This is a genomic window from Actinomadura sp. NBRC 104412, from assembly GCF_030269515.1.
Lineage (GTDB): Bacteria > Actinomycetota > Actinomycetes > Streptosporangiales > Streptosporangiaceae > Spirillospora.
Genome location: NZ_BSTM01000012.1, coordinates 1 through 18,585 on the forward strand (window position 1 = coordinate 1; position 18,585 = coordinate 18,585).

Below are 18,585 nucleotides of genomic sequence, written 5' to 3' on the forward strand. Positions count from 1 at the left end.
CGGTCCCATTCCGAACCCGGTAGTTAAGCTCTCCAGCGCCGATGGTACTGCATGGGAGACTGTGTGGGAGAGTAGGACGCCGCCGGACTCATATTAGGGAGGGCCCCGCCGGAAACGGCGGGGCCCTCCTCTTTATTGTGGCGTTCTAGCTGCCGGGCCCGCCGTTGAGTGGCGGTGTGCTGTAGCGGTCAGTGGTGGTCGGCGAGCGCGGGCTTGAGGGCCTTGGGGTTGATCAACGACCTAGTCCAAGTCCGGTGAAGGCGGTCTGCCTAGAATTCGTCGCCGGAGAGGACGGTGTCGGCGTCGATGATGCGGTAGGCGTAGCCTTGTTCGGCCAAAAAGCGTTGGCGGTGGGCGGCGTAGTCCTGGTCCAGGGTGTCGCGGGCCACGACGGCGTAGAAGCGGGCGGTCTGCCCTGAGGATTTGGGACGCAGCAGGCGTCCCAGGCGTTGCGCCTCTTCCTGCCGGGAACCGTACGCGCCGGAGACCTGGATCGCGACGGTGGCCTCGGGCAGGTCGATGGAGAAGTTGGCGACCTTGGACACCACCAGCACGCCGATCTCGCCGGCGCGGAAGGCGTCGAAGAGGCGTTCGCGTTCGCGGACGCGGGTCTCGCCCTTGATGACCGGGGCGTCGAGCAGCTCGCCGAGTTCGTCGAGCTGGTCGATGTACTGGCCGATGACGAGGGTCTGCTCGCCGCGGTGGCGGTCGACGAGGGCCTGTACGAGGCGGGTCTTGGTGTCGGTGGTGGCGCAGAAGCGGTAGCGCTCGTCGGGGTCGGCGGTGGCGTACGCGAGCCGTTCGGAGTCGGTGAGGGTGACGCGGACCTCGACGCAGTCGGCGGGTGCGATCCAGCCCTGCGACTCCATGTCCTTCCACGGCGCGTCGTAACGCTTGGGTCCGATGAGGGAGAACACGTCGCCTTCACGGGCGTCCTCGCGGACGAGGGTGGCGGTGAGGCCGAGGCGGCGGCGGGCCTGGAGGTCGGCGGTCATCCGGAAGATCGGCGCGGGCAGCAGGTGGACCTCGTCGTACACGACCAGGCCCCAGTCGCGGGCGTCGAACAGTTCCAGGTGGGTGTAGGCGCCCTTCCGCCGCGTCGTCATGATCTGGTACGTGGCGATGGTGACCGGGCGGACCTCCTTCTTGGTGCCGGTGTACTCGCCGATCTCGTCCTCGGTGAGGGACGTGCGGCGCAGTAGTTCCTGCTTCCACTGGTGGGCGGACACGGTGTTGGTGACCAGGATCAGCGTGGTGGCCTCGGCCCGTGCCATGGCGGCCGCGCCGACGATGGTCTTGCCAGCTCCGCACGGCAGGACGACGACGCCGGAGCCGCCGTGCCAGAACGCGTCGGCGGCGTCCCGCTGGTAGGAGCGCAGCGTCCAGCCTTCCTCGACCAGGGAGATGGCGTGCGCCTCGCCGTCCACGTACCCGGCGAGGTCCTCGGCGGGCCAGCCGAGTTTGAGCAGGTTCTGTTTGAGCGCGCCGCGTTCGCTGGGGTGGACGATGACCGAGTCGTCCCCAATCCGTTCGCCCAGCATGCCCTTCAGCTTCTTGGACCGCAGCACCTCCTCTAGGACGGACCGGTCCGAGGAGTGCATGACGAGGCCGTAGGACGGGTGCTTCTCCAGGCGCAGCCGCCCGTACCGGGCCATGGTGTCGGCCACGTCCACCAGCAGGGCGTGCGGGACGGGGTAGCGGGAGAACTTCAGGAGTGTGTCCACGACCTGCTCTGCGTCGTGCCCGGCGGCGCGGGCGTTCCACAGCGCCAGCGGGGTGATGCGGTACGTGTGCATGTGCTCGGGTGCCCGTTCCAGTTCGGCGAACGGTGCGATCTCCTTGCGGCACTCGTCGGCCAGGACGTGGTCGACTTCGAGCAGCAGGGTCTTGTCGGACTGGACGATGAGCGGTCCGTCGGACACGGCAGGCAGCCCCCATCAGGCGTTCGGTGTGGATGGCCCGTTGGCCCGTCCCGGCCCCTGGGCGTCAGGTGCTGCACGCTACCCGAGGGCGGGGCGTGCGCAGCGCAGGGTAACGCGGCCACTTCTACCAACGGCGCGGAACGGTTCGCTCTTCCCCCCGGGGGCGGTGGCCGCCTAGACGCCGTCGTAGTCGGGCCCGTCGGCGGCGTCCAGGACGCCGATGACGATGAACAGGGCGATCTGCAGGACGAGGGCGACCGCGAAGATGACCCAGCTCCAGGTCGTGAGCGTGCGGGTGCTGTCGGGGTCGGTCTGGCTTCGGCTCATCGCGAGCGCCGCGGTGACGATGCCGGGGATCGCCAGAAGGTTGCAGCACATCCCGGTGGCCACGGCGTTGCAGATCAACGCGGCGATGGTGGATCCCGGGGCGCCGCCGCCGGATCGGGGTACGCCTGGAGGGCCGTAGCCGGAGGGCTGGCCGTAGGCGCCCCAGCTCGGCTGTGTGCCGGGGCCGTTGGGGTCGTTCCAGCCCTGTGCTTGCCCGTATGGATCCGGCCCGTAGGGGTCGTTCCAAGCGGGTGGCTGCTCGTCGTACCCGCTCATTGGCCACCTCCCGTACCGCCGGAGCGCCACACCCCAGGGCTGTCCGGATTTTCGCGGAATGCCGCTTAGGTACTTGGACCGTGCAGGCTAGCCGTTGGTTCGATCCCGTGGCGAATCCGTATCGCTCGCCGGACCGGTGCGTCAGGAGTCCTCGCCGAGTTCGGCGACGCCGGTGATGCGGTGGAGGGCGAACCGGTGGACGGCGGCGCGGGTGGCGTCGTATCCGGTCAGGAAGCCGCCTTCGACCCGTACCGGCTCCACGATGCGGCTGGAGGACTGGCCCTGCTGGTCGAGGTAGCCGATCCAGACGCGGGTGCCGCTCTGGACGGCCGCGCGCAGCCGTTCCACGGTGGCGGCGGCGGGTGAGCGGGGCGGTTCGCCGGAAGGCGCGTCGCCGCGCCGCCGGGCCTGCTCGGCGCCGTGCCGGGCGGCCTCGTCCCCGGCCCGCAGCGCCCGCACCGCCGCGGCGATCACGGAGTCGTCGGCGGTGTCGCCGCCCGGCCTGACACGGACGATCTCGGCGGTGGGCGGCGGGTCGGCGCGCAGCACGTCCGGGCGGGTGATGATGATCCCGCCGCCGGGCTCCTCGGCGACCGGGGCCAGGCCCATCCCGCGCAGGGCGTCCAGCAGCTCGCCCCGGGGCAGCGCGGACGCCAGGACGGTCGGCGCCAGCCGGTGGGCGCGCAGCGCGCCCGAGCGGCGGTCGGCGAGGATCTCGTCGAGGACGGCGGGCGAGTCGCCGCGCACGTACGAGGCCAGCGAGCCGACCCGCAGATGCCCGTGGCGGCGCGCCACGTCCTCGATCAGGTAGGTGAGGGGTTGCGGGAGCGGCGTCACCGAGTGCCGCGACAGCAGCTCGGTGAGCTCGGCCGCGGTACGGCCCGCGTCCAGGGCGCGGCGGACCGAGGTGGGCGTGAACCGGTACACGGTGGCGCCGCCGGTCGACTCGACGTCGGCCGACAGCGCCAGTTCCCGGGCCAGCTCGGTGACCAGGGGGCCGGGCGCGACCGCCGTCAGGTCCGCCTGGATGACGATCTCGTCGACCGGTTCCGGCAGGTGCTTCTCCAGGCCGGGCTCCGGGTCGTGGCCGTCCAGGAGGTCCCGCGCGTACGGGGCCAGGCGTCCGAAGCCGGTGAGGCCCAGCGCGGCGGCCTCCCGCAGCGTCCAGCCGATCAGGCGGTCGCGCAGGGCGCCCGTGCGGCGCGGATGCAGCCAGGACAGCCGGGCGCGGATCGACTCCTCGTCCACCGCCAGGCCGGGGTCGGCGGAGGCGAGGACGTTCAGGACGGCGGCGCGGACGGCGGGCGCGCTGCTGCGCACGGTGGCCTCGCTCAGCGCGTTGATCACCCGGTCGCGGTCGTCGCGCTCACCGGCCAGGCCGGGCACGCGGTCGGACGTCAGCCAGCCCCGGGCCAGCTCCGTCCAGCGTCCGGCGGTGTCGCGCGCCAGCCACAGGTCGTAGGCGGGCGTGGGCAGCCACTCGCCGTCCACGGTGCCGCTGCGGGTCAGCAGCCCGGTGGCATGGGCGACCTCCAACAGCAGCGCCGCCCGCCACTCGCCCACGTCCAGGAGGGCCGCGGCGGCCCGCAGGTCGCGCACCGCGAGGCCGCCGCTGCGCAGGACGGGCGGAGGCTCGGTGCCCCACCGCTCCAGAAGTTCCTCGACGAGCCGTACGGTGGTGAACGCCTCTCCCGCGGCCGTCCTGACGGCCAGCTCGTCCCCGTCACCGCCGCCGGGGGTGGAGACGCTTCCGGTGAGTTCGGGCGGGTGCGCCGGGACGTCCCGGAAGAGCCTGCCCCCGCGCAGGTGGAGTCCGACCTCCCGGGGGAGGGTGACGGTCCGGTCGTCCTCGGCGGCCAGGAGCCCGCGTGCCAGGAGCCGTTCGATGGGGGTGGTGGCCGTTCCGACCCGTACGGGACGCCGGGCGTCCGCCACACGGCCCACGGGAGGGCCCCAGGCGAGTTGCAGGAGGGCGTCCCTGGCTTCGGGGCCCGCGTCCTGGATGAGCGGTTCGGGGGCGGTGAGAAGGGCGCTCAGGCGGTCCAGCAGGCTTGCGGAGTCGGCGAACCCGCGCGGCTCCTCGCCCTCCAGGTCGGTGATGATCCCGGCCAGCCGCTCGGTGGTGTAGCCGGCGAAGACCTCCCGTGCGGGCGGTCCCAGGCCCGCGGGATGCGGGAGCTGCGGCCGGACCCCGGGCGCTGGGGCGAACGCGCCGCCGCCTCCGTTCTCCCAGATCAACGCGTGCAGTTCGAGGCGTTTGAGGGCCTGGTGCACATCGTCCTGGGTGGCGTCCATGGCGTCGGCGAGATTCTGCGGCGACACGGGACGGGGAAGGACCAGCAGCGCCTCGAGGACGGCCAGGGTGAAACGGTCCAGGCGGTCGAGGGCGCGCGAGATGGCGACGGGTGTGCCCGCGCGGGCCGCCAGCGCGGTCAGGTCGGCGGGGACGGGCGTGACCAGCTCCGGTCTCGCGGTCAGCAGTGCGCGCAGTGCAGCGTCCTCGCGTGCGCGCAGCCAGTCCGCGAACGTTTCCATCCCTCTCCCAACCTCGTGGCGGTGTCCGTACGCCTGCGCTTGCAGGTGAACGTGCGGGCGCCTGTCACCAGGGTAGGAGCCGCTGGGCGTGCCCGATGCGGGTCGGCGCATCTGGCTGGGTCACACGCGGGCGGGCTGGGTGGAGGCGATCCAGAGGGGCCGGCGTGCGGGCGCTTATCGGTTGGCGCTTATCGGTTGGCGGGTGCGCAACCGTGTCAGTAGCGGAGGGTGTCGGCTCGCGAAGGGTATCAGCTAGCGGCGTGGGTGTCGGTTGCGGGGGCGCGGTCCACGGTGACCAGGCCCAGGCCCAGCCGTGCCCACGCCTCGACGAACCGGGTCTCGTCTATGCGGGTGGGGGGCTCGTACAGCGACTCGTTGGCCAGCCAGTAGTTGACCACGGCACCGCCCAGGATCGAGGCGATCGCCGGCCAGTCCTCGTCCAGGCCCTCGTACTCCGGTTGCTTCGACAGCCAGGTGGCGATCCCGTCGTACAGCGGGTTGACGATCCCCTCGCGCATCTCGGCGATCAGATGCGGGAACTGGTCGAGGTCGCGGAACAGCACCCGGACGAGGTCCTGCTCCTCGCGCATCTTCGCCAGGCCCGCCTGGCAGGTCATCCGCAGCCGGATCTCCAGCGGCCGGTCCTGGTAGGCGGTGGCGTGCCGCAGGACGTCGCTGATCTGTTTGCGGGTCCGCTCGATGTGCTCGCGGATGGCGGACGCCAGCACCTCCTCCTTGGAGCGGAAGTGCCGGTACAGCCCCCCGGCCCCGGGCGACAGCCCCGCCGCGGCCTCGATCTCCGCGACGGAGGTGGCGGCGTAGCCGCGGTCGGCGAACAGCCGAAGCGACTCGCTCACGATCCGCTCGCGCGTGGTCATCGTCATGGTCGTTGAGTCCTCCGACAGCACAGTACGGCATGGCGGCCCGGGGTTTCCGGCCACGCGCTACGGCGCGCCCGAATTCGTGATGCGGCTCGCACCGGACGGCGGGCGGCTACAGTTCTTGGGACGACGTCCCTGTCGCCGGAAGGGGCGTCCGCCGGAAGGGGTGACGATGTTCGTAACTCCGCGGAAGGGAGGTCGGGGGACCTTCCTGCCGGAGGACTTCGTCGTGCCCACCCTGGTCGCCGGGCCCAGGTTCCGGATCCGTCCCATCGCCATCCATGACGTCGTGAAGGACTACGACGCGGTGCGGGGCAGCCTGGAACAACTCGAGGGCCGGTTCGGGCCGGAGTGGGGGTGGCCGGACGGCCGGTTCACCTTCGAGCAGGCGCTGATCGACGTGGCGTGGCTGCAGAAGGAGGGGCAGCTACGGCGCTCGTTCAGCTACGCGGTGATGACGCCGGACGAGGAACGGCAGCTCGGGCGGATCCACGTCGCCCCGTCCGACTCGCCCTCGGCCGACGCCGTGGTGGTGTTCTGGGTGCGCGCGGACGAGGAGGACCCCAGCATCGAGAAGGAGCTGGAGGAGTTCGTGCGCGAGTGGGTGGTCACCGCCTGGCCGTTCGAGACCGTACGGTTCCCCGGCCGCGACCTGATGAGCTGACACGCGCCGCGCCCCGCCGCGGGGCCGGACCGGTCAGTCCAGATGGCGGACCAGGCCGGTCAGCAGCCGCCCGATCACCAGGTACACGACGGCGGCCAGGCCGTAGTTCACCGCGATGCCCACCTTGGGGTCGGAGGGCTGGAAGACGTCCTTGAACTCCCAGGCCATGCCCTCGGCCCACTCGGCGACCGTGTTCACGATCTCGTTGGCGGGATTGGCCTCGAAGGCCACGAACACGATGTGCACCGCGAGCGTCGCCACCACCACCGTGGTGACGGCGGAGACGGCCGTGGTGAGGACGCGGGCGGCCCGCTTGCGCACGGCGCCGAGCCTGCTCGCGCCCGGCTCGGCCTTCGCCGCCGGACCCGTGTCCCCTCCGGGCGGGGGCATGGGGGACGCGATACGCGACGCGTGGCGGGGCGGTCGAGGGACGGCCGTCGCGGCGCCGGCGGCCGCCGTGTCGGGGGCCTCACTGGTCTGCTGGTCCGTAGGTCGGTCATGGTCGTCGGCCATGGCGGTGCCCTCTTGGGAGTGTCGTGGTGGTGTCGAGCCCGGTGTTTTGCCTGGTCGGAGGTTCGTGGCCAGGGACGGGGGTATATCCCTCAACGAAAGAACGTTTCGGACAGTGCGTAATTACAGCTTCGAATACGTATAAACCACAACTGATCACGCACAAGACTCCCGCGCTCCCTCACTCGGATCCCGTCGCATCGCCACTACCGGGGGAGCGCGGGTGCACGTCCGCGCACGGGCATCCGATGTACGGCCAGGCAGACCGGGCGATGCCCTGCCCAGCGGCCGGAGCGTCGTGGCCGCCCGCGGCGCTCCGGCTTCCCAGCAGGCACACCCGCGTGGCAAAGCCGCCATACCTATCCCTTTACCCTGTGGAACGTGCTGGAGCCAGATGCGACGCGAATTGCCGACATCGGACCCGTCCAGGCGACCGGGCGCCCGGGGACGGTGGTCGGGTTCGATCTCGACATGACGCTGGCCGACACCCGTGACGCGATCGGAGCGGTGTACGAGGCGCTGGCCGCCGAGACCGGCGTCGCCATCGACGTCGCCGCCGTCGTCGCGCGCATCGGCCCGCCGCTGGAGACGGAACTGGCCTACTGGTTCCCGCCGGCGGACGTCCCCGCCATGGCCGAGCGTTACCGCGCCCTGTACGCGGGCATCGCGGTGCCCGCCACCGTCCCGATGCCGGGCGCCGCGGAGGCGTTGGAGGCCGTCCGCGCGCAAGGGGCCCGCGTCGTCGTGGTCTCCGGCAAGAACCAGGCCGACACCGAGCGCACGGTCCGGTTCCTGGGCCTTCCCGTGGACGGGGTCGTGGGCGGCCTGTTCGGGACGGAGAAGGCCGTCGCGCTGCGGCTGCACGGCGCGTCCGCCTACGTCGGCGACCACACGGGCGACGTGGACGCGGCACGCGCAGCCGGGGCGGTCTCGGTCGCCGTCGCCACCGGGGCGTTCGACGCCGCCGCGCTCACCTCCTATGGGGCCGACGTGGTCCTTCCCGATCTGCTGGCCTTCCCCGGCTGGCTCGGCACGTTCGCCACCGGCGGGGGTAGACCGGGATGAGAAGGGTGGTCGCCGGATCCGTCCGAACCGTCGGATATTCGGGTGCCGCCCCGGTCGTGTACCGATAGCTTCGGTGCGTCGGCTCGCAGCGGTCGTCGCTTTCACCGCTTCGTGGCGAGGCACTAATCTTTAGCCCAATTCAGGACGAGAGCTGAACGAGGTCTCCCGTGCCCACTGGCAAGGTCAAGTGGTACGACGCCGACAAGGGTTTCGGCTTCCTCACCCGCGATGACGGTGGTGAGGTCTTCGTGCATTCCTCCGCGCTTCCCGGTACGGTCTCCACGCTGAAGCCGGGGCAGCGCGTGGAGTTCGGGGTCGTCGAGGGGAGACGCGGCCAGCAGGCCCTGTCGGTGCGCGTCCTGGAGACACTGCCGTCGGTGGAGAAGTCGGTGGCCAAGGCCCGCCGCAAGAAGCCCGACGAGATGGTGGTGATCGTCGAGGACCTGATCAAGCTGCTCGACGGGATCTCCAACACCTATCGCAGGGGCAAGCACCCGTCTCCGGGCGAGGCCAAGAAGATCGCGACGGTGCTGCGCGCGGTGGCCGACGACCTGAACCCCTGACCGCGGGCCGCCCGTCCGGGACGTCGCGCAGGCGGTCTAGGGGGCGGGGCCGGGATGGGGTTCGCCGTGGTGGGCTTCGGCCGGGTGCGGGTCGGCGCGGCGCGCCGGGCGCTTCCTCCTCGGCTCCCCGCGCTCCCCTTGCTCCCTGTACTCCCGGTGGCGCGCGCGAAGCGTGGCCTTCCTCCGGCGATCCTGGAGGACGAGCAGCGCCAGGGCCGCCGCGAGGGCGGCCGCGACGATCGACATCGCCGGCCGCCCGTCCGCGACGATCGACAGCCCGAGCCCGAACAGGCCGCCGAGCACCCACACCAACTGGTGCAGGGTCTCGGAGACCGCGAACGTGGACGACCGCACGTCCTCGCCGATCTCGCGCTGCACCACGGCGTCCATGGACAGCTTTCCGAGGGACTGGCCGAGACCGGCCGCGGCCGCCACCCCCAGTGCAGCCCAGAGCCCGAACAGGGCGGCGGCCACCGCGGCGGCGGCCGTGACGAACGCCAGCGTGCTCCGCACGATGGCACGGGGCGCGCGGGCCTTCATCCAGGCGCCCAGCGAGGTGCCCGCCATGCCGCCGGCCCCGGCCGCGGCGGCGAGCAGGCCCAGCGCCACGTTGCCGGACACCGGCTCGAACGACTCCTCGCGCAGCAGGAAGGCCAGATAGAGGATCAGGAAGCCGGAGAAGGCGCGCAGCGCGGCGTTGGCCAGCATCGCCTCGGCCACCACCGGCCCGACCCGCAGAAGCGGACGCGGCCGGCGGCGCCGCCGCCCGCCCTCGTGGGCCTCGCCCGAGTCGCCGCCCGATTCCAGCCCCGGCTTGGCCTCGGGCTCCGCCTCCGCCTCCGCCTCCGGTTCCGGCTCCGGTTCCGGGACGTCGGCGTGCCGGGGCAGCCCCATGCTGAACAGGGCGCCCGCGAGGAACGTCACCGTGGCCAGGCGCAGCAGCCAGTCGGCGCCGATCAGCGTGCCCAGCGCGGCGGCGACCGGCACCGTGACCGAGGCGGCGATCAGCCCGGCGAACGCGGATCGGGCGTTCGCCGTCACCAGCGTGATCTGGTCGGGCAGCACCCGCGGGGTCACCGCCGCGCGCAGCACGCCGAACGCCTTGGACAGCACCAGCACCCCGAAGGCGGCGGGCAGGAAGGTGATCTCGTCCCCGTGGAGGACGGCGCCGGCCATGCCCCAGCAGAGCAGGCCGCGGGCGCCGAACGTGCCCGCCATCGCGAACCTGCGGGCATGGCTCATCCGGTCCAGAACGGGCCCGATCAGCGGTGCCACCAGCGCGAACGGGGCCATGCTGACCAGCAGGTAGAGCGCGACCTGGCCGCGCGCCTGCTCCACGTCCAGCCCGAAGAACAGCGTTCCCGCCAGGGCGACGGTGAGCATCGCGTCCCCGGCCGAGTTGAGCGCGGAGATCTCGATCAGGCGTCCCAGGCCGCTCTGCCCCGCGCCCTGGGCGTGGGCGACCCGCCGGGCGAGCCCGCCAACACCGCGGACGCCACGGCTCGCCGACCGCGCGGCGCGAGCCGTGCGGCGCGCGCCGGTGCGCAGGGCTCGCCCCGCCGCCTCGGTCCCCGCCCGCAATCCCATCAGGCTCATCCCTCCCCAGCAGGAAGACCTGGGCACACGATGCAGGGTACGTTCCCGGGGCCGTGACGCCGTCACCCCGCAGGGAAACGAATGGGGAGGGTGGAAAGGGGAGGGTGATGTGCGCGGCCACGCCATCGCATGGGCGAGAATTGGAACGTGAGCCCACTCCGTCAGTCCAGTTCCGCGCGTTCCTCCACCGCGCGCGCCACCAGCGGGCCCGCGCGCCGCACCCGTACCCCTGCCGTCGACGCCGCCGCTGCGGACGCGATCGACCTCGCACGCGAGGCGGCGGAGGAGACGGCGCGCCCCCTGCCGGTCGGGGAGCATCTCGGTCTGAGGGCCGAGGGAGACCGAGTGGTCACGCACTATTTCGACTGCCTCGACCCGGCGTACCGGGGGTGGCGCTGGGCGGTCACGGTCGCCAGGGCGGCGCGCGCCAAGCAGGTGACCGTCGACGAGGTCGTGCTGCTTCCCGGCGAGGACGCGCTGCTCGCGCCCGAATGGGTGCCGTGGCTCGAACGGCTGCGTCCCGGCGACCTGGGGCCCGGCGACCTGCTGCCGACCCCCTCCGACGACGTCCGGCTCGCGCCGGGCTTCACCGAGGTGGACGACTCGATCGACCAGGCGACCCACTGGGAGCTCGGCCTCGGCCGTCCCCGCGTCCTGTCCCGGCAGGGGCGGGACGAGGCCGCCACGCGCTGGTACGAGGGCATCGCCGGCCCCCGCGCGCCCATCGCGATCTCCGCCCCGGCCCAGTGCTCCACCTGCGGCTTCTTCGTGTCGCTCGCGGGTGAGCTCCGCCAGGTCTTCGGGGTGTGCGCCAACGAGTACGCTCCCGACGACGGGCGGGTGGTCTCCGCCGACCACGGCTGCGGCGCCCATTCCGAGGCGGTGGTGATCCCACCGGCGTCCGAGCACGGCCCCCCGGTGATCGACGAGCTCGGCTACGACATCGTCCCGACCGGCAACGCCGAGGCCGAGCGGGACGCGGAGGCCGCCGAGCAGGAGGCCGAGGCCGCCGAGCCTGCCGGGGAACGGGCCAGCGAGGTCGAGAGCCCCCGTGACCTGGAGGCCGAGGAGACGCTGGGGCACAGCTGACCCGGCCCCGCACGTGCCCCTCGGCCGCCATGACCGGCCGCCATGATGATGATCGTTCTTGTGAGGGGTGTGCGTGACCGGCACGGCTTCCGATCCGTTCGGCACCGGGGCGCTCCGGGAACGGGTCCTGCGGGCGTGGGCCGAGTCCCCGGCGCGCTTCCGTGAGGACGCCAACGCGGAGGAGGACTACGCCCTCGGCGGTTACCGCGACCGGGTCGTGATCGAGCTGGCGCAGAACGCCGCCGACGCCGCCGTGCGCGCGGGCGTCCCCGGCCGCCTCCGCCTCGTCCTGGACGACGGGGGCGGGGACGGCCCGCCGGTCCTGACCGCCGCCAACACCGGCCGGCCCCTGGACGCCGCCGGAGTGGAGTCCCTGTCCACGCTGCGGGCGTCCGCCAAGCGCGACGAGCCGGAGACCACGGGCCGCTTCGGCGTGGGCTTCGCCGCCGTCATCGCCGTCAGCGACGCCCCGTCCATCGTCTCGGCCGTCCCGGCCCTGGAGCCCGCCGAGGCGGGGCCTCCCGGACGCGCGGGCGTCGAGTGGTCCCGGAAGCGGGCTCAGGAGCTGGTGAGGGACGTCCCCTCGCTGGCCGGGGAGCTGGAGCGGCGCGGGGGGCAGGTGCCGGTGCTGCGGCTGCCCTTCGCGGTTCCGGCGACGGCGGCGGAGGCGGAGGTTCCGGAGGGGTTCGACACGGTCGTGCGGTTGCCGTTGCGTGACGCCGCGGCCGTCGCGTCCGTGCGGGCGCAGCTTGAGCAGGCGGGTCCCGCGCTGCTGCTCGCCCTGCCCGCGCTCACCACGGTCGAGATCGAGGTCGGCGGCGTCCGCGTCAGGACGCTGACGGCCGAGAAAGAATCGGACGGGACGGTGGTGATCGACGGGCTGCCGTGGCGGACGGCGGAGGCGCACGGCCAGGCGCCGCCGGAGCTGCTGGCCGATCGTCCCGTGGAGGAGCGCGGCCGTCCCGGCTGGCAGGTCCGCTGGGCGGCCCCCGTTTCCAAGGCAGGCGCGGGGCTTCCCGAGGCCGGCGCGGGGCTTCCCGAGGGCGTGCCGGGGGTCGTGCATGCCCCGACGCCCAGCGACGAGCGGCTGGGGCTGCCCGCCCTGTTGATCGCGTCCTTCCCGCTCGCGCCCGACCGCCGCCATGTCGCGCCCGGACCCCTCACCGACTTCCTGGTGGAGCGCGCCGCCGAGGCGTACACGTCCCTGCTACGCGGGCTGCCGGCGACTCCGCGCCTGCTGGACCTGGTCCCCGGCCCGGTGGCCGAAGGGGAGCTGGACGCGCGGATCCGCAGGGCGATCCGGTCCCGTGTCCCCGAGGTGCCGCTGCTGCCCGTCCCGGGCGAGGAGGAGACCCGGGTGCGGGGACGGGACGCGGTGGCGCTGGACGCGCCCTTCCCCCTGATCGATCTCCTGGCGGGCGAGGCGGTCGTCCCGGGACTGCTGCCGAGCGGATGGCCGGTGCGGCACAAGGCCCTCGACGCGCTGGGTGTGCGGCGCGTGGAGCTGGCCGACGTGGTGGACGAGCTCGCCGCGCTCGATCGGCCCCCGGACTGGTGGCGGCGCCTGTACGCGGCGCTCGCGGACGCCCCCACGGATGCGCTGGGCGCGCTGCCCGTTCCGCTGGCGCCGGAGGCAGCGGCGGGGGACGAACCGGGACGCGACGTACGGGTCGTCCGCGGGCCGCGCGGCCTCCTCGTGGCGGCGGACGGCGTCGACCCGGCCGGGCTGGGCGCTCTGGGCCTGCGGTTCGTGCACCCGGACGCGGTGCATCCGCTGCTGCTCCGGCTGGGCGCCGTGGAGGCGGGGCCGCGCGCCGTTCTCGCCGATCCCGCCGTGCGGGCCGCCGTGGAGGGGTCGTACGAGGCCGAGGAGCCGGAGGAGATCGCGTCGGCGGTGCTGAGCCTCGTCGCGGCGGCGGGCCTGGAGCCGGGAGAGGAGCCGTGGCTGGCGGGGCTGGCGCTGCCCGGCACCGACGGCGATCTCTACCCGGCCGGTGAGCTGCTCCTGCCCGGCAGCCCGCTGCGCGACCTGATGGCGGCGGACGCGCCGTTCGGCGTCGTGGCGGACGAGCCGGTGGAGCGGTGGGGCACCGGACCGCTGGCGGCGGCCGGCGTGCTGGACGGGTTCGCGCTCGCGCACGCCGAGGACGTCGGCCTGTCCGCGCTCGCCGACCTCGCCGAGGAGTACGACCTGGACGGTGAGGACGCGTGGGCCGAGGACGTCCTGGAACGGCTGGGCCCGCAGGAGGTGCCGCCGATCGTTCCCGAGTTCCAGGCGGTCAGGGACCTGGAGCTGGTCGGGGACTGGGATCGGGCGCTGCGCCTGCTGGCCGCGCCGCCCTGGCGTGCCGCGATCGTCCAGCCCGCCCACGTGCTGCTGCACGACGGGCGGCGCGTTGCCGTCCCCTCCTACACGGCCTGGTGGCTGCGCACCCACCCCGTGCTGGACGGGCGGCGCCCCGGCGAGTTCCGTCTCGGCGGGCCGGACGGCGACGACCTGCTCGACGGGCTGTACGACCCCGTCCCGGCGGGCGCGCCCAAGGATCGGGAACTGCTTCTCGCCCTCGGCGTCCGGACCTCCCTGGCCGAGCTGCTGGATGAGCCGGACGGGGCGCGGGAACTGCTGGAACGCCTCGGCGACCCGTCCCGTAGCGTCCCGAGGGAGCACCTGAGCGCGCTGTGGACGGCCCTCGCCGACGCGTCCACCGCCGGCGGGGACGGTGTGGAGCCGCCGGAACGCGTCCGGGCGATCGTGGACGGCGAGGCGGAGGTGGCCGACGCCGTGGACGCGCTCGTCCTGGACCGTCCCGACGCGCTGCCGCTGCTCGCCGGCCAGCCGCTGGTGATCGCCGCGGGCGGCCGGGCGGGGACGCTCGCCGAACTCCTCGACCTGCCCCTGGCGGGGGAGGAGATCCCCGGCGAGGTCGAGTCGGCGGGAAAGCGGCGCGCCGTTCCACCCGCGGTACGGGCGGTCCTGCCGGAGGCGCCCGGGTCGTACGTCGAGCACGAATCCCTGGTCGTGGACGGGCAGGCCGTCCCCTGGTGGTACGGCGACGACGGTGAAATCCACGCGGACGGCCCGTGGGGACTGGCCAGGGCGCTCGCGTGGGCGGCGGGCCGGTGGGAGGACAGGCTCCTGGCCGAGACGCTGCTGCGCGACCCCGATGCGCTGCCGACCCTCCAGGCCGAGGCGGACCTGGACGAGCCTTAGCGCTCAGCCCGTTCGGCCGCTCCGCCCGCCCGGCCGCTCAGCGGGCCGGGTCCTCCGGCCGCTGGGCGCGGCGGGCGGCGCGGGCCTCGGCCTGGCGGGCGCGGCTCGCCTGGAGGCGGGGGATGTACCAGATGCCGAAGACGCCGATGGCGATGCCCGCCACGCACGTCCACAGCCACCACCGGTCGGACGGCGGCAGATCCACGATCAGCAGGACGACGAGCGCGACCGTCCAGCCCGCGGTGCCCGCCGCGGCGATGCGGACGTCGTGGGTCCGCATCGGGGGCGGATCGGGCCTGCGGGCACGGGTCATGTGATCAGCCTAGTCAGCCGCCCGCGCGCGGCGGACGGCGCGCCCGCGCGAACCCCGGCGTAAAGCCGAACCCCGGCGTAAAGGATCGTCCTCGCTTGCCGATCCGTTGCCGTTTCGGTGCCTTGAGGGGTTCCTTTCGAGCGCTTCGGTCTGTCACCCTGCGCCCGTGACCGTTGACGACGCTACAGACGCCCAGGAACGGGCCCCGCGGAACGCCCTCGACCGGTACTTCAAGATCTCCGAGCGCGGGTCGACCGTGGCGCGGGAGGTCCGTGGCGGACTGGCCACGTTCTTCACCATGGGCTACATCGTGGTCCTCAACCCGCTGATCATCGGCACGGTGGCCGACCACGACGGCCAGTTCGTCGGGGACGTGTCCGAGCCGGGCGCCGCCATCCCCCTGGTGGCGGCCGCGACCGCGCTGGTCGCCGGGGTGCTGTCGCTGCTCATGGGCCTGGTTGGGCGGTACCCGTTCGCCCTCGCGGCCGGGCTCGGGCTCAACGCGGTCGTCGCGTTCACCCTCGTCACGGACATGTCGTGGGAGGACGCGATGGGCATCATCGTGCTGGAGGGCCTGGTCATCACCGTGCTAGTGCTGACCGGGTTCCGGACGGCGGTGTTCCACGCCATCCCCGCCCCGCTGAAGACGGCGATCGCGGTCGGGATCGGGTTGTTCATCGCGCTGATCGGGCTGGTGGACGCGGGGTTCGTGCGGCGCATCCCCGGCCTGCTCGGCGAGTCGTCGGTGCCGCTCCAGCTCGGCGCGACGGGCAGCCTGTCCGGCTGGCCCACGGCGGTGTTCGTGTTCGGCCTGCTGCTGACCGTCCTGCTGGTGGCCCGCAGGGTCAGGGGCGCGATCCTGATCGGCATCCTGGTCACCACCGTGGTCGCGATCATCGTGCAGGCGATCGCGAACGTGGGCCCGTTCAACCAGGGCAGGGGCCCGGACGGGCGGCCGCGGATCAACCCCGACGGCTGGCAGCTCAACGTCCCCGAGCTGCCCGACACCATCGTCGGCACTCCCGATCTGAGCCTGCTCGGCCAGTTCAGCCTGCTCGGCAGCGTCGAGCGGGTCGGGGTGACGGCGGCGCTGCTGTTCGTGTTCACGGTGATGCTGGCCGACTTCTTCGACACGATGGGCACGGTCGTGGGCGTCGGCGCGGAGGGCGACCTGCTCGACGACGACGGCAACCTGCCGGGCATCCGCGACGTGCTGCTGGTCGACTCGGTCGGCGCCGCGGCGGGCGGCGCGGCCTCGGTGTCGTCCAACACCACCTACGTCGAGTCGGCGGCCGGTGTCGGCGAGGGCGCCCGCACCGGGCTGGCCGCCGTGGTCACCGGGGTGCTGTTCCTGCTGGCGATGTTCCTGGCGCCGCTGGTCAGCGTCGTGCCGTTCGAGGCGGCCTCGCCCGCGCTGGTGGTGGTCGGGTTCCTGATGGTCGCGCAGATCCGCGCCATCGACTTCAACGACTACGAGGTGGCGATCCCCGCGTTCCTCACCATCGTGCTGATGCCGTTCACGTACTCGATCACCGCGGGCATCGGGGCGGGCTTCGTCTCGTACGTGGCGATCAAGGCGGTGCGCGGCCGGGTCGCCCGGATCCATCCGCTGATGTGGCTGATCGCGGCGCTGTTCGTGGTCTACTTCGCGCTGACCCCGCTGCGGGAGCTGCTGGGTGTCTGAGATCGGCGCCTGCGCGTGGCACGATGGGGTTCCGACGGCCTCACCAGCAGCGATCGGAGGTTGAAGTCGCTCGCGTCACGGGCGCCGGGCGGGTGGTGCGGACGGCCGGCGGCCCCTGGGCCGCGGCGTTCGCGGAATAGTACCGCCCGGCGTATCGTTAGCAAAAGCAATGACTTCTGCGAACGACCATGAGCACGCCAACCAACCCACGGCGCACCCGGGGCAGAGCCCCGGGCCTGGCCGAAGACCTGCGCATCTCGATCGCCCGGCTGTCGCGCCGCCTGCGCACCCTGAGGGCGGGCGGAGGTCCCGAAGGGGATCTCTCGCTCACCCAGTCCGCCGCGCTCGCGGCCATCGAGCGGCACGGCTCGATGACGCCGCGGGAGCTCGCCGACCACGAGAAGGTGCAGCCGCCCTCGATGACCCGGGTGATCGCGTTCCTGGAGGAGCGCGGCCTGGTGGAGCGCAGCCCGCATCCGACGGACGGCCGGCAGGTGGTGCTGAGCGCCACCGAGGCCGGCAAGGCGGTGCTGACGGAGGCACGGCGCCACAAGGAGGCGTGGCTGTCCCGGAGGCTGGCCGAGCTGAGCGCGGAGGAGAGAGAGATCCTGAGGCGGGCGGCCCCGATCCTGGACAAGATCAGCCGCTCCTGACCACGGGGAAGGCCGCCGGCTCGGGGAAGACCGGTGGCATGTTCCGCTCCCTGCGCATCCGCAACTACCGGCTGTACGCGTCCGGCCAGGTCGTCTCCAACACCGGGACCTGGATGCAGCGGGTCGCCCAGGACTGGCTCGTCCTGGACCTCACCCACGGCAGCGGCACCGCGCTGGGGATCACGACCGGGTTGCAGTTCCTGCCGATGCTGCTGTTCGGCCTCTGGGGCGGCGTGGTCGCCGACCGCTACCCCAAGCGCCGGGTGCTGATGATCACACAGGCGTCGATGGGGCTGCTCGCACTGATCCTGGGAGTTCTGGCGGTCACCGGCACCGCGCAGGTCTGGCAGGTGTACCTGCTGGCGTTCGGGCTCGGGCTGGCCACCGTGATCGACAACCCCAGCCGCCAGTCGTTCGTGGTCGAGATGGTCGGGCGGCGCGACCTGCCCAACGCCATCGCGCTCAACAGCGCCACGTTCAACGGCGCCCGCCTGGTCGGGCCCGCCGTGGCCGGGGTGCTGATCGCCGTGCTCGGCACCGGCCCGGTGTTCCTGCTGAACGCCGCCTCGTTCGGCGCCGTGCTGTTCGGCCTGTACGCGATGCGCGCGAGCGAGCTGAACCCGTCCGAACCGGTCAAGCGCGCCAAGGGCCAGCTCGTCGAGGGCCTGCGGTACGTGCGCGGACGCCGCGATCTGCTGCTGGTGCTCGTGCTGGTCGGGATGGTCGCCACGTTCGGAATGAACTTCCAGATCACCACGGCGCTGGTGGCCAGGCAGGTCTTCCACAGCGGGGCGTCCTCGTTCGGGCTGGCCTCCAGCATGCTCGCGCTCGGCGCGCTCATCGGCGCGCTGCTGGCGGCGCGGCGCGCGTCCCGGCCCCGGCTGCGGCTGCTGGTGGGGGCGGCGGCGCTGTTCGGCGCGCTGGAGATGATCACCGGTGTGATGCCGTCCTACTGGTCGTTCCTGGTCCTGCTGGTGCCCACGGGCATCGTCCTGATGACGTTCACCACCTCGGCCAACGCCACGATGCAACTGAGCGTGGCGCCGGAGATGCGCGGCCGGGTCATGGCGCTGTACATGTTCGTCTTCCTCGGCACCAACCCGCTGGGCGCCCCGATGATCGGCTGGCTCTCCGAGGCGTTCGGCCCCCGCATGACCATCGTCCTGGGCGGCCTGGTGGCCCTGCTCGCCGCCCTGGCCGTGGGGGCGCTGGCGGCGCCTCGTGGCAGCCTCCGCCGCCTCGCCGTCCGCCGCGATGGCACGCCCGCACTGGAGACGGCGCCGAAGTAAGCTCTCG

General features: G+C 73.1%; 15 protein-coding genes and 1 rRNA gene. 9 read left to right on the forward strand and 7 right to left on the reverse strand.

Annotation, left to right across the window (positions count from 1 at the left end):
- Window positions 1-88: ribosomal RNA gene (rrf, locus tag QSK21_RS16740) — 5S ribosomal RNA — on the forward strand; the annotation flags it as partial.
- Between the two features lie 181 nt (window positions 89-269).
- On the opposite strand, the gene QSK21_RS16745 is transcribed toward rrf, so the two are convergent.
- The 4 genes from QSK21_RS16745 to QSK21_RS16760 form a co-directional block, all read right to left on the reverse strand.
- On the reverse strand, window positions 270-1,922 hold the full coding sequence (locus tag QSK21_RS16745) for a DNA repair helicase XPB (RefSeq protein WP_285696815.1): 1,653 nt from the start codon (window positions 1,920-1,922) through the stop codon (window positions 270-272).
- Window positions 1,923-2,096: 174 nt separating this feature from the next.
- Window positions 2,097-2,525, reverse strand: a complete 429-nt coding sequence (locus tag QSK21_RS16750; protein ID WP_285696816.1) for a hypothetical protein — start codon at window positions 2,523-2,525, stop codon at window positions 2,097-2,099.
- 141 nt (window positions 2,526-2,666) lie between these two features.
- Window positions 2,667-5,060 (reverse strand): helicase-associated domain-containing protein, encoded by a 2,394-nt coding sequence (locus QSK21_RS16755; protein WP_285696817.1) that lies wholly within the window; start codon window positions 5,058-5,060, stop codon window positions 2,667-2,669.
- Window positions 5,061-5,308: 248 nt separating this feature from the next.
- A complete protein-coding gene (locus tag QSK21_RS16760) occupies window positions 5,309-5,944 on the reverse strand; it encodes a TetR/AcrR family transcriptional regulator (protein WP_285696819.1) in 636 nt (211 codons plus the stop codon).
- A 169-nt stretch (window positions 5,945-6,113) separates the two neighbouring features.
- Here QSK21_RS16760 and QSK21_RS16765 point away from each other — a divergent pair, with 169 nt between their 5' ends.
- Window positions 6,114-6,605 (forward strand): GNAT family N-acetyltransferase, encoded by a 492-nt coding sequence (locus QSK21_RS16765; protein ID WP_285696820.1) that lies wholly within the window; start codon window positions 6,114-6,116, stop codon window positions 6,603-6,605.
- A 33-nt stretch (window positions 6,606-6,638) separates the two neighbouring features.
- Here QSK21_RS16765 and QSK21_RS16770 read toward each other — a convergent pair whose 3' ends face one another.
- Complete coding sequence (locus tag QSK21_RS16770; protein ID WP_285696821.1) at window positions 6,639-7,118, reverse strand: hypothetical protein; 480 nt, start codon at window positions 7,116-7,118, stop codon at window positions 6,639-6,641.
- A 378-nt stretch (window positions 7,119-7,496) separates the two neighbouring features.
- Here QSK21_RS16770 and QSK21_RS16775 point away from each other — a divergent pair, with 378 nt between their 5' ends.
- Window positions 7,497-8,180 carry an HAD family hydrolase gene (locus QSK21_RS16775; protein WP_285696823.1) on the forward strand — a complete coding sequence of 228 codons (684 nt, stop codon included), beginning with the start codon at window positions 7,497-7,499 and terminating at the stop codon, window positions 8,178-8,180.
- Window positions 8,181-8,347: 167 nt separating this feature from the next.
- A complete protein-coding gene (locus tag QSK21_RS16780; RefSeq protein WP_285696824.1) occupies window positions 8,348-8,743 on the forward strand; it encodes a cold-shock protein in 396 nt (131 codons plus the stop codon).
- A 36-nt stretch (window positions 8,744-8,779) separates the two neighbouring features.
- On the opposite strand, the gene QSK21_RS16785 is transcribed toward QSK21_RS16780, so the two are convergent.
- A complete protein-coding gene (locus QSK21_RS16785) occupies window positions 8,780-10,339 on the reverse strand; it encodes an MFS transporter (RefSeq protein ID WP_285696826.1) in 1,560 nt (519 codons plus the stop codon).
- Between the two features lie 258 nt (window positions 10,340-10,597).
- Here QSK21_RS16785 and QSK21_RS16790 point away from each other — a divergent pair, with 258 nt between their 5' ends.
- Window positions 10,598-11,428 (forward strand): DUF3027 domain-containing protein, encoded by an 831-nt coding sequence (locus QSK21_RS16790; RefSeq protein WP_285697081.1) that lies wholly within the window; start codon window positions 10,598-10,600, stop codon window positions 11,426-11,428.
- 73 nt (window positions 11,429-11,501) lie between these two features.
- Window positions 11,502-14,639 carry a sacsin N-terminal ATP-binding-like domain-containing protein gene (locus QSK21_RS16795; protein ID WP_285696827.1) on the forward strand — a complete coding sequence of 1,046 codons (3,138 nt, stop codon included), beginning with the start codon at window positions 11,502-11,504 and terminating at the stop codon, window positions 14,637-14,639.
- A 37-nt stretch (window positions 14,640-14,676) separates the two neighbouring features.
- Here QSK21_RS16795 and QSK21_RS16800 read toward each other — a convergent pair whose 3' ends face one another.
- Complete coding sequence (locus tag QSK21_RS16800; RefSeq protein WP_285696828.1) at window positions 14,677-14,952, reverse strand: DUF2530 domain-containing protein; 276 nt, start codon at window positions 14,950-14,952, stop codon at window positions 14,677-14,679.
- Window positions 14,953-15,118: 166 nt separating this feature from the next.
- Here QSK21_RS16800 and QSK21_RS16805 point away from each other — a divergent pair, with 166 nt between their 5' ends.
- The 3 genes from QSK21_RS16805 to QSK21_RS16815 all read left to right on the forward strand — a co-directional run bounded on the left by QSK21_RS16805 (window position 15,119) and on the right by QSK21_RS16815 (window position 18,578).
- Window positions 15,119-16,636: an NCS2 family permease gene (locus QSK21_RS16805; protein WP_285696829.1), complete on the forward strand. Its 1,518-nt coding sequence runs from the start codon at window positions 15,119-15,121 to the stop codon at window positions 16,634-16,636.
- 188 nt (window positions 16,637-16,824) lie between these two features.
- The gene (locus QSK21_RS16810) at window positions 16,825-17,289 is read left to right on the forward strand and encodes a MarR family transcriptional regulator (RefSeq protein WP_285696831.1); all 465 of its coding nucleotides are present in this window, start codon (window positions 16,825-16,827) and stop codon (window positions 17,287-17,289) included.
- A gap of 38 nt (window positions 17,290-17,327) precedes the next feature.
- Window positions 17,328-18,578 (forward strand): MFS transporter, encoded by a 1,251-nt coding sequence (locus QSK21_RS16815; RefSeq protein WP_285696832.1) that lies wholly within the window; start codon window positions 17,328-17,330, stop codon window positions 18,576-18,578.
- Window positions 18,579-18,585: the final 7 nt, after the last annotated feature.

Coding starts and splice junctions, on each gene's coding strand:
- QSK21_RS16750 (WP_285696816.1), bottom strand. CDS start 2,525: ATGAGCGGGTACGACGAGCAGCCACCCGCTTGGAACGACCCCTACGGG.
- QSK21_RS16755 (WP_285696817.1), bottom strand. CDS start 5,060: ATGGAAACGTTCGCGGACTGGCTGCGCGCACGCGAGGACGCTGCACTG.
- QSK21_RS16760 (WP_285696819.1), bottom strand. CDS start 5,944: ATGACGATGACCACGCGCGAGCGGATCGTGAGCGAGTCGCTTCGGCTG.
- QSK21_RS16765 (WP_285696820.1), top strand. CDS start 6,114: ATGTTCGTAACTCCGCGGAAGGGAGGTCGGGGGACCTTCCTGCCGGAG.
- QSK21_RS16770 (WP_285696821.1), bottom strand. CDS start 7,118: ATGGCCGACGACCATGACCGACCTACGGACCAGCAGACCAGTGAGGCC.
- QSK21_RS16785 (WP_285696826.1), bottom strand. CDS start 10,339: ATGAGCCTGATGGGATTGCGGGCGGGGACCGAGGCGGCGGGGCGAGCC.
- QSK21_RS16800 (WP_285696828.1), bottom strand. CDS start 14,952: ATGACCCGTGCCCGCAGGCCCGATCCGCCCCCGATGCGGACCCACGAC.
- QSK21_RS16810 (WP_285696831.1), top strand. CDS start 16,825: ATGAGCACGCCAACCAACCCACGGCGCACCCGGGGCAGAGCCCCGGGC.
- QSK21_RS16815 (WP_285696832.1), top strand. CDS start 17,328: ATGTTCCGCTCCCTGCGCATCCGCAACTACCGGCTGTACGCGTCCGGC.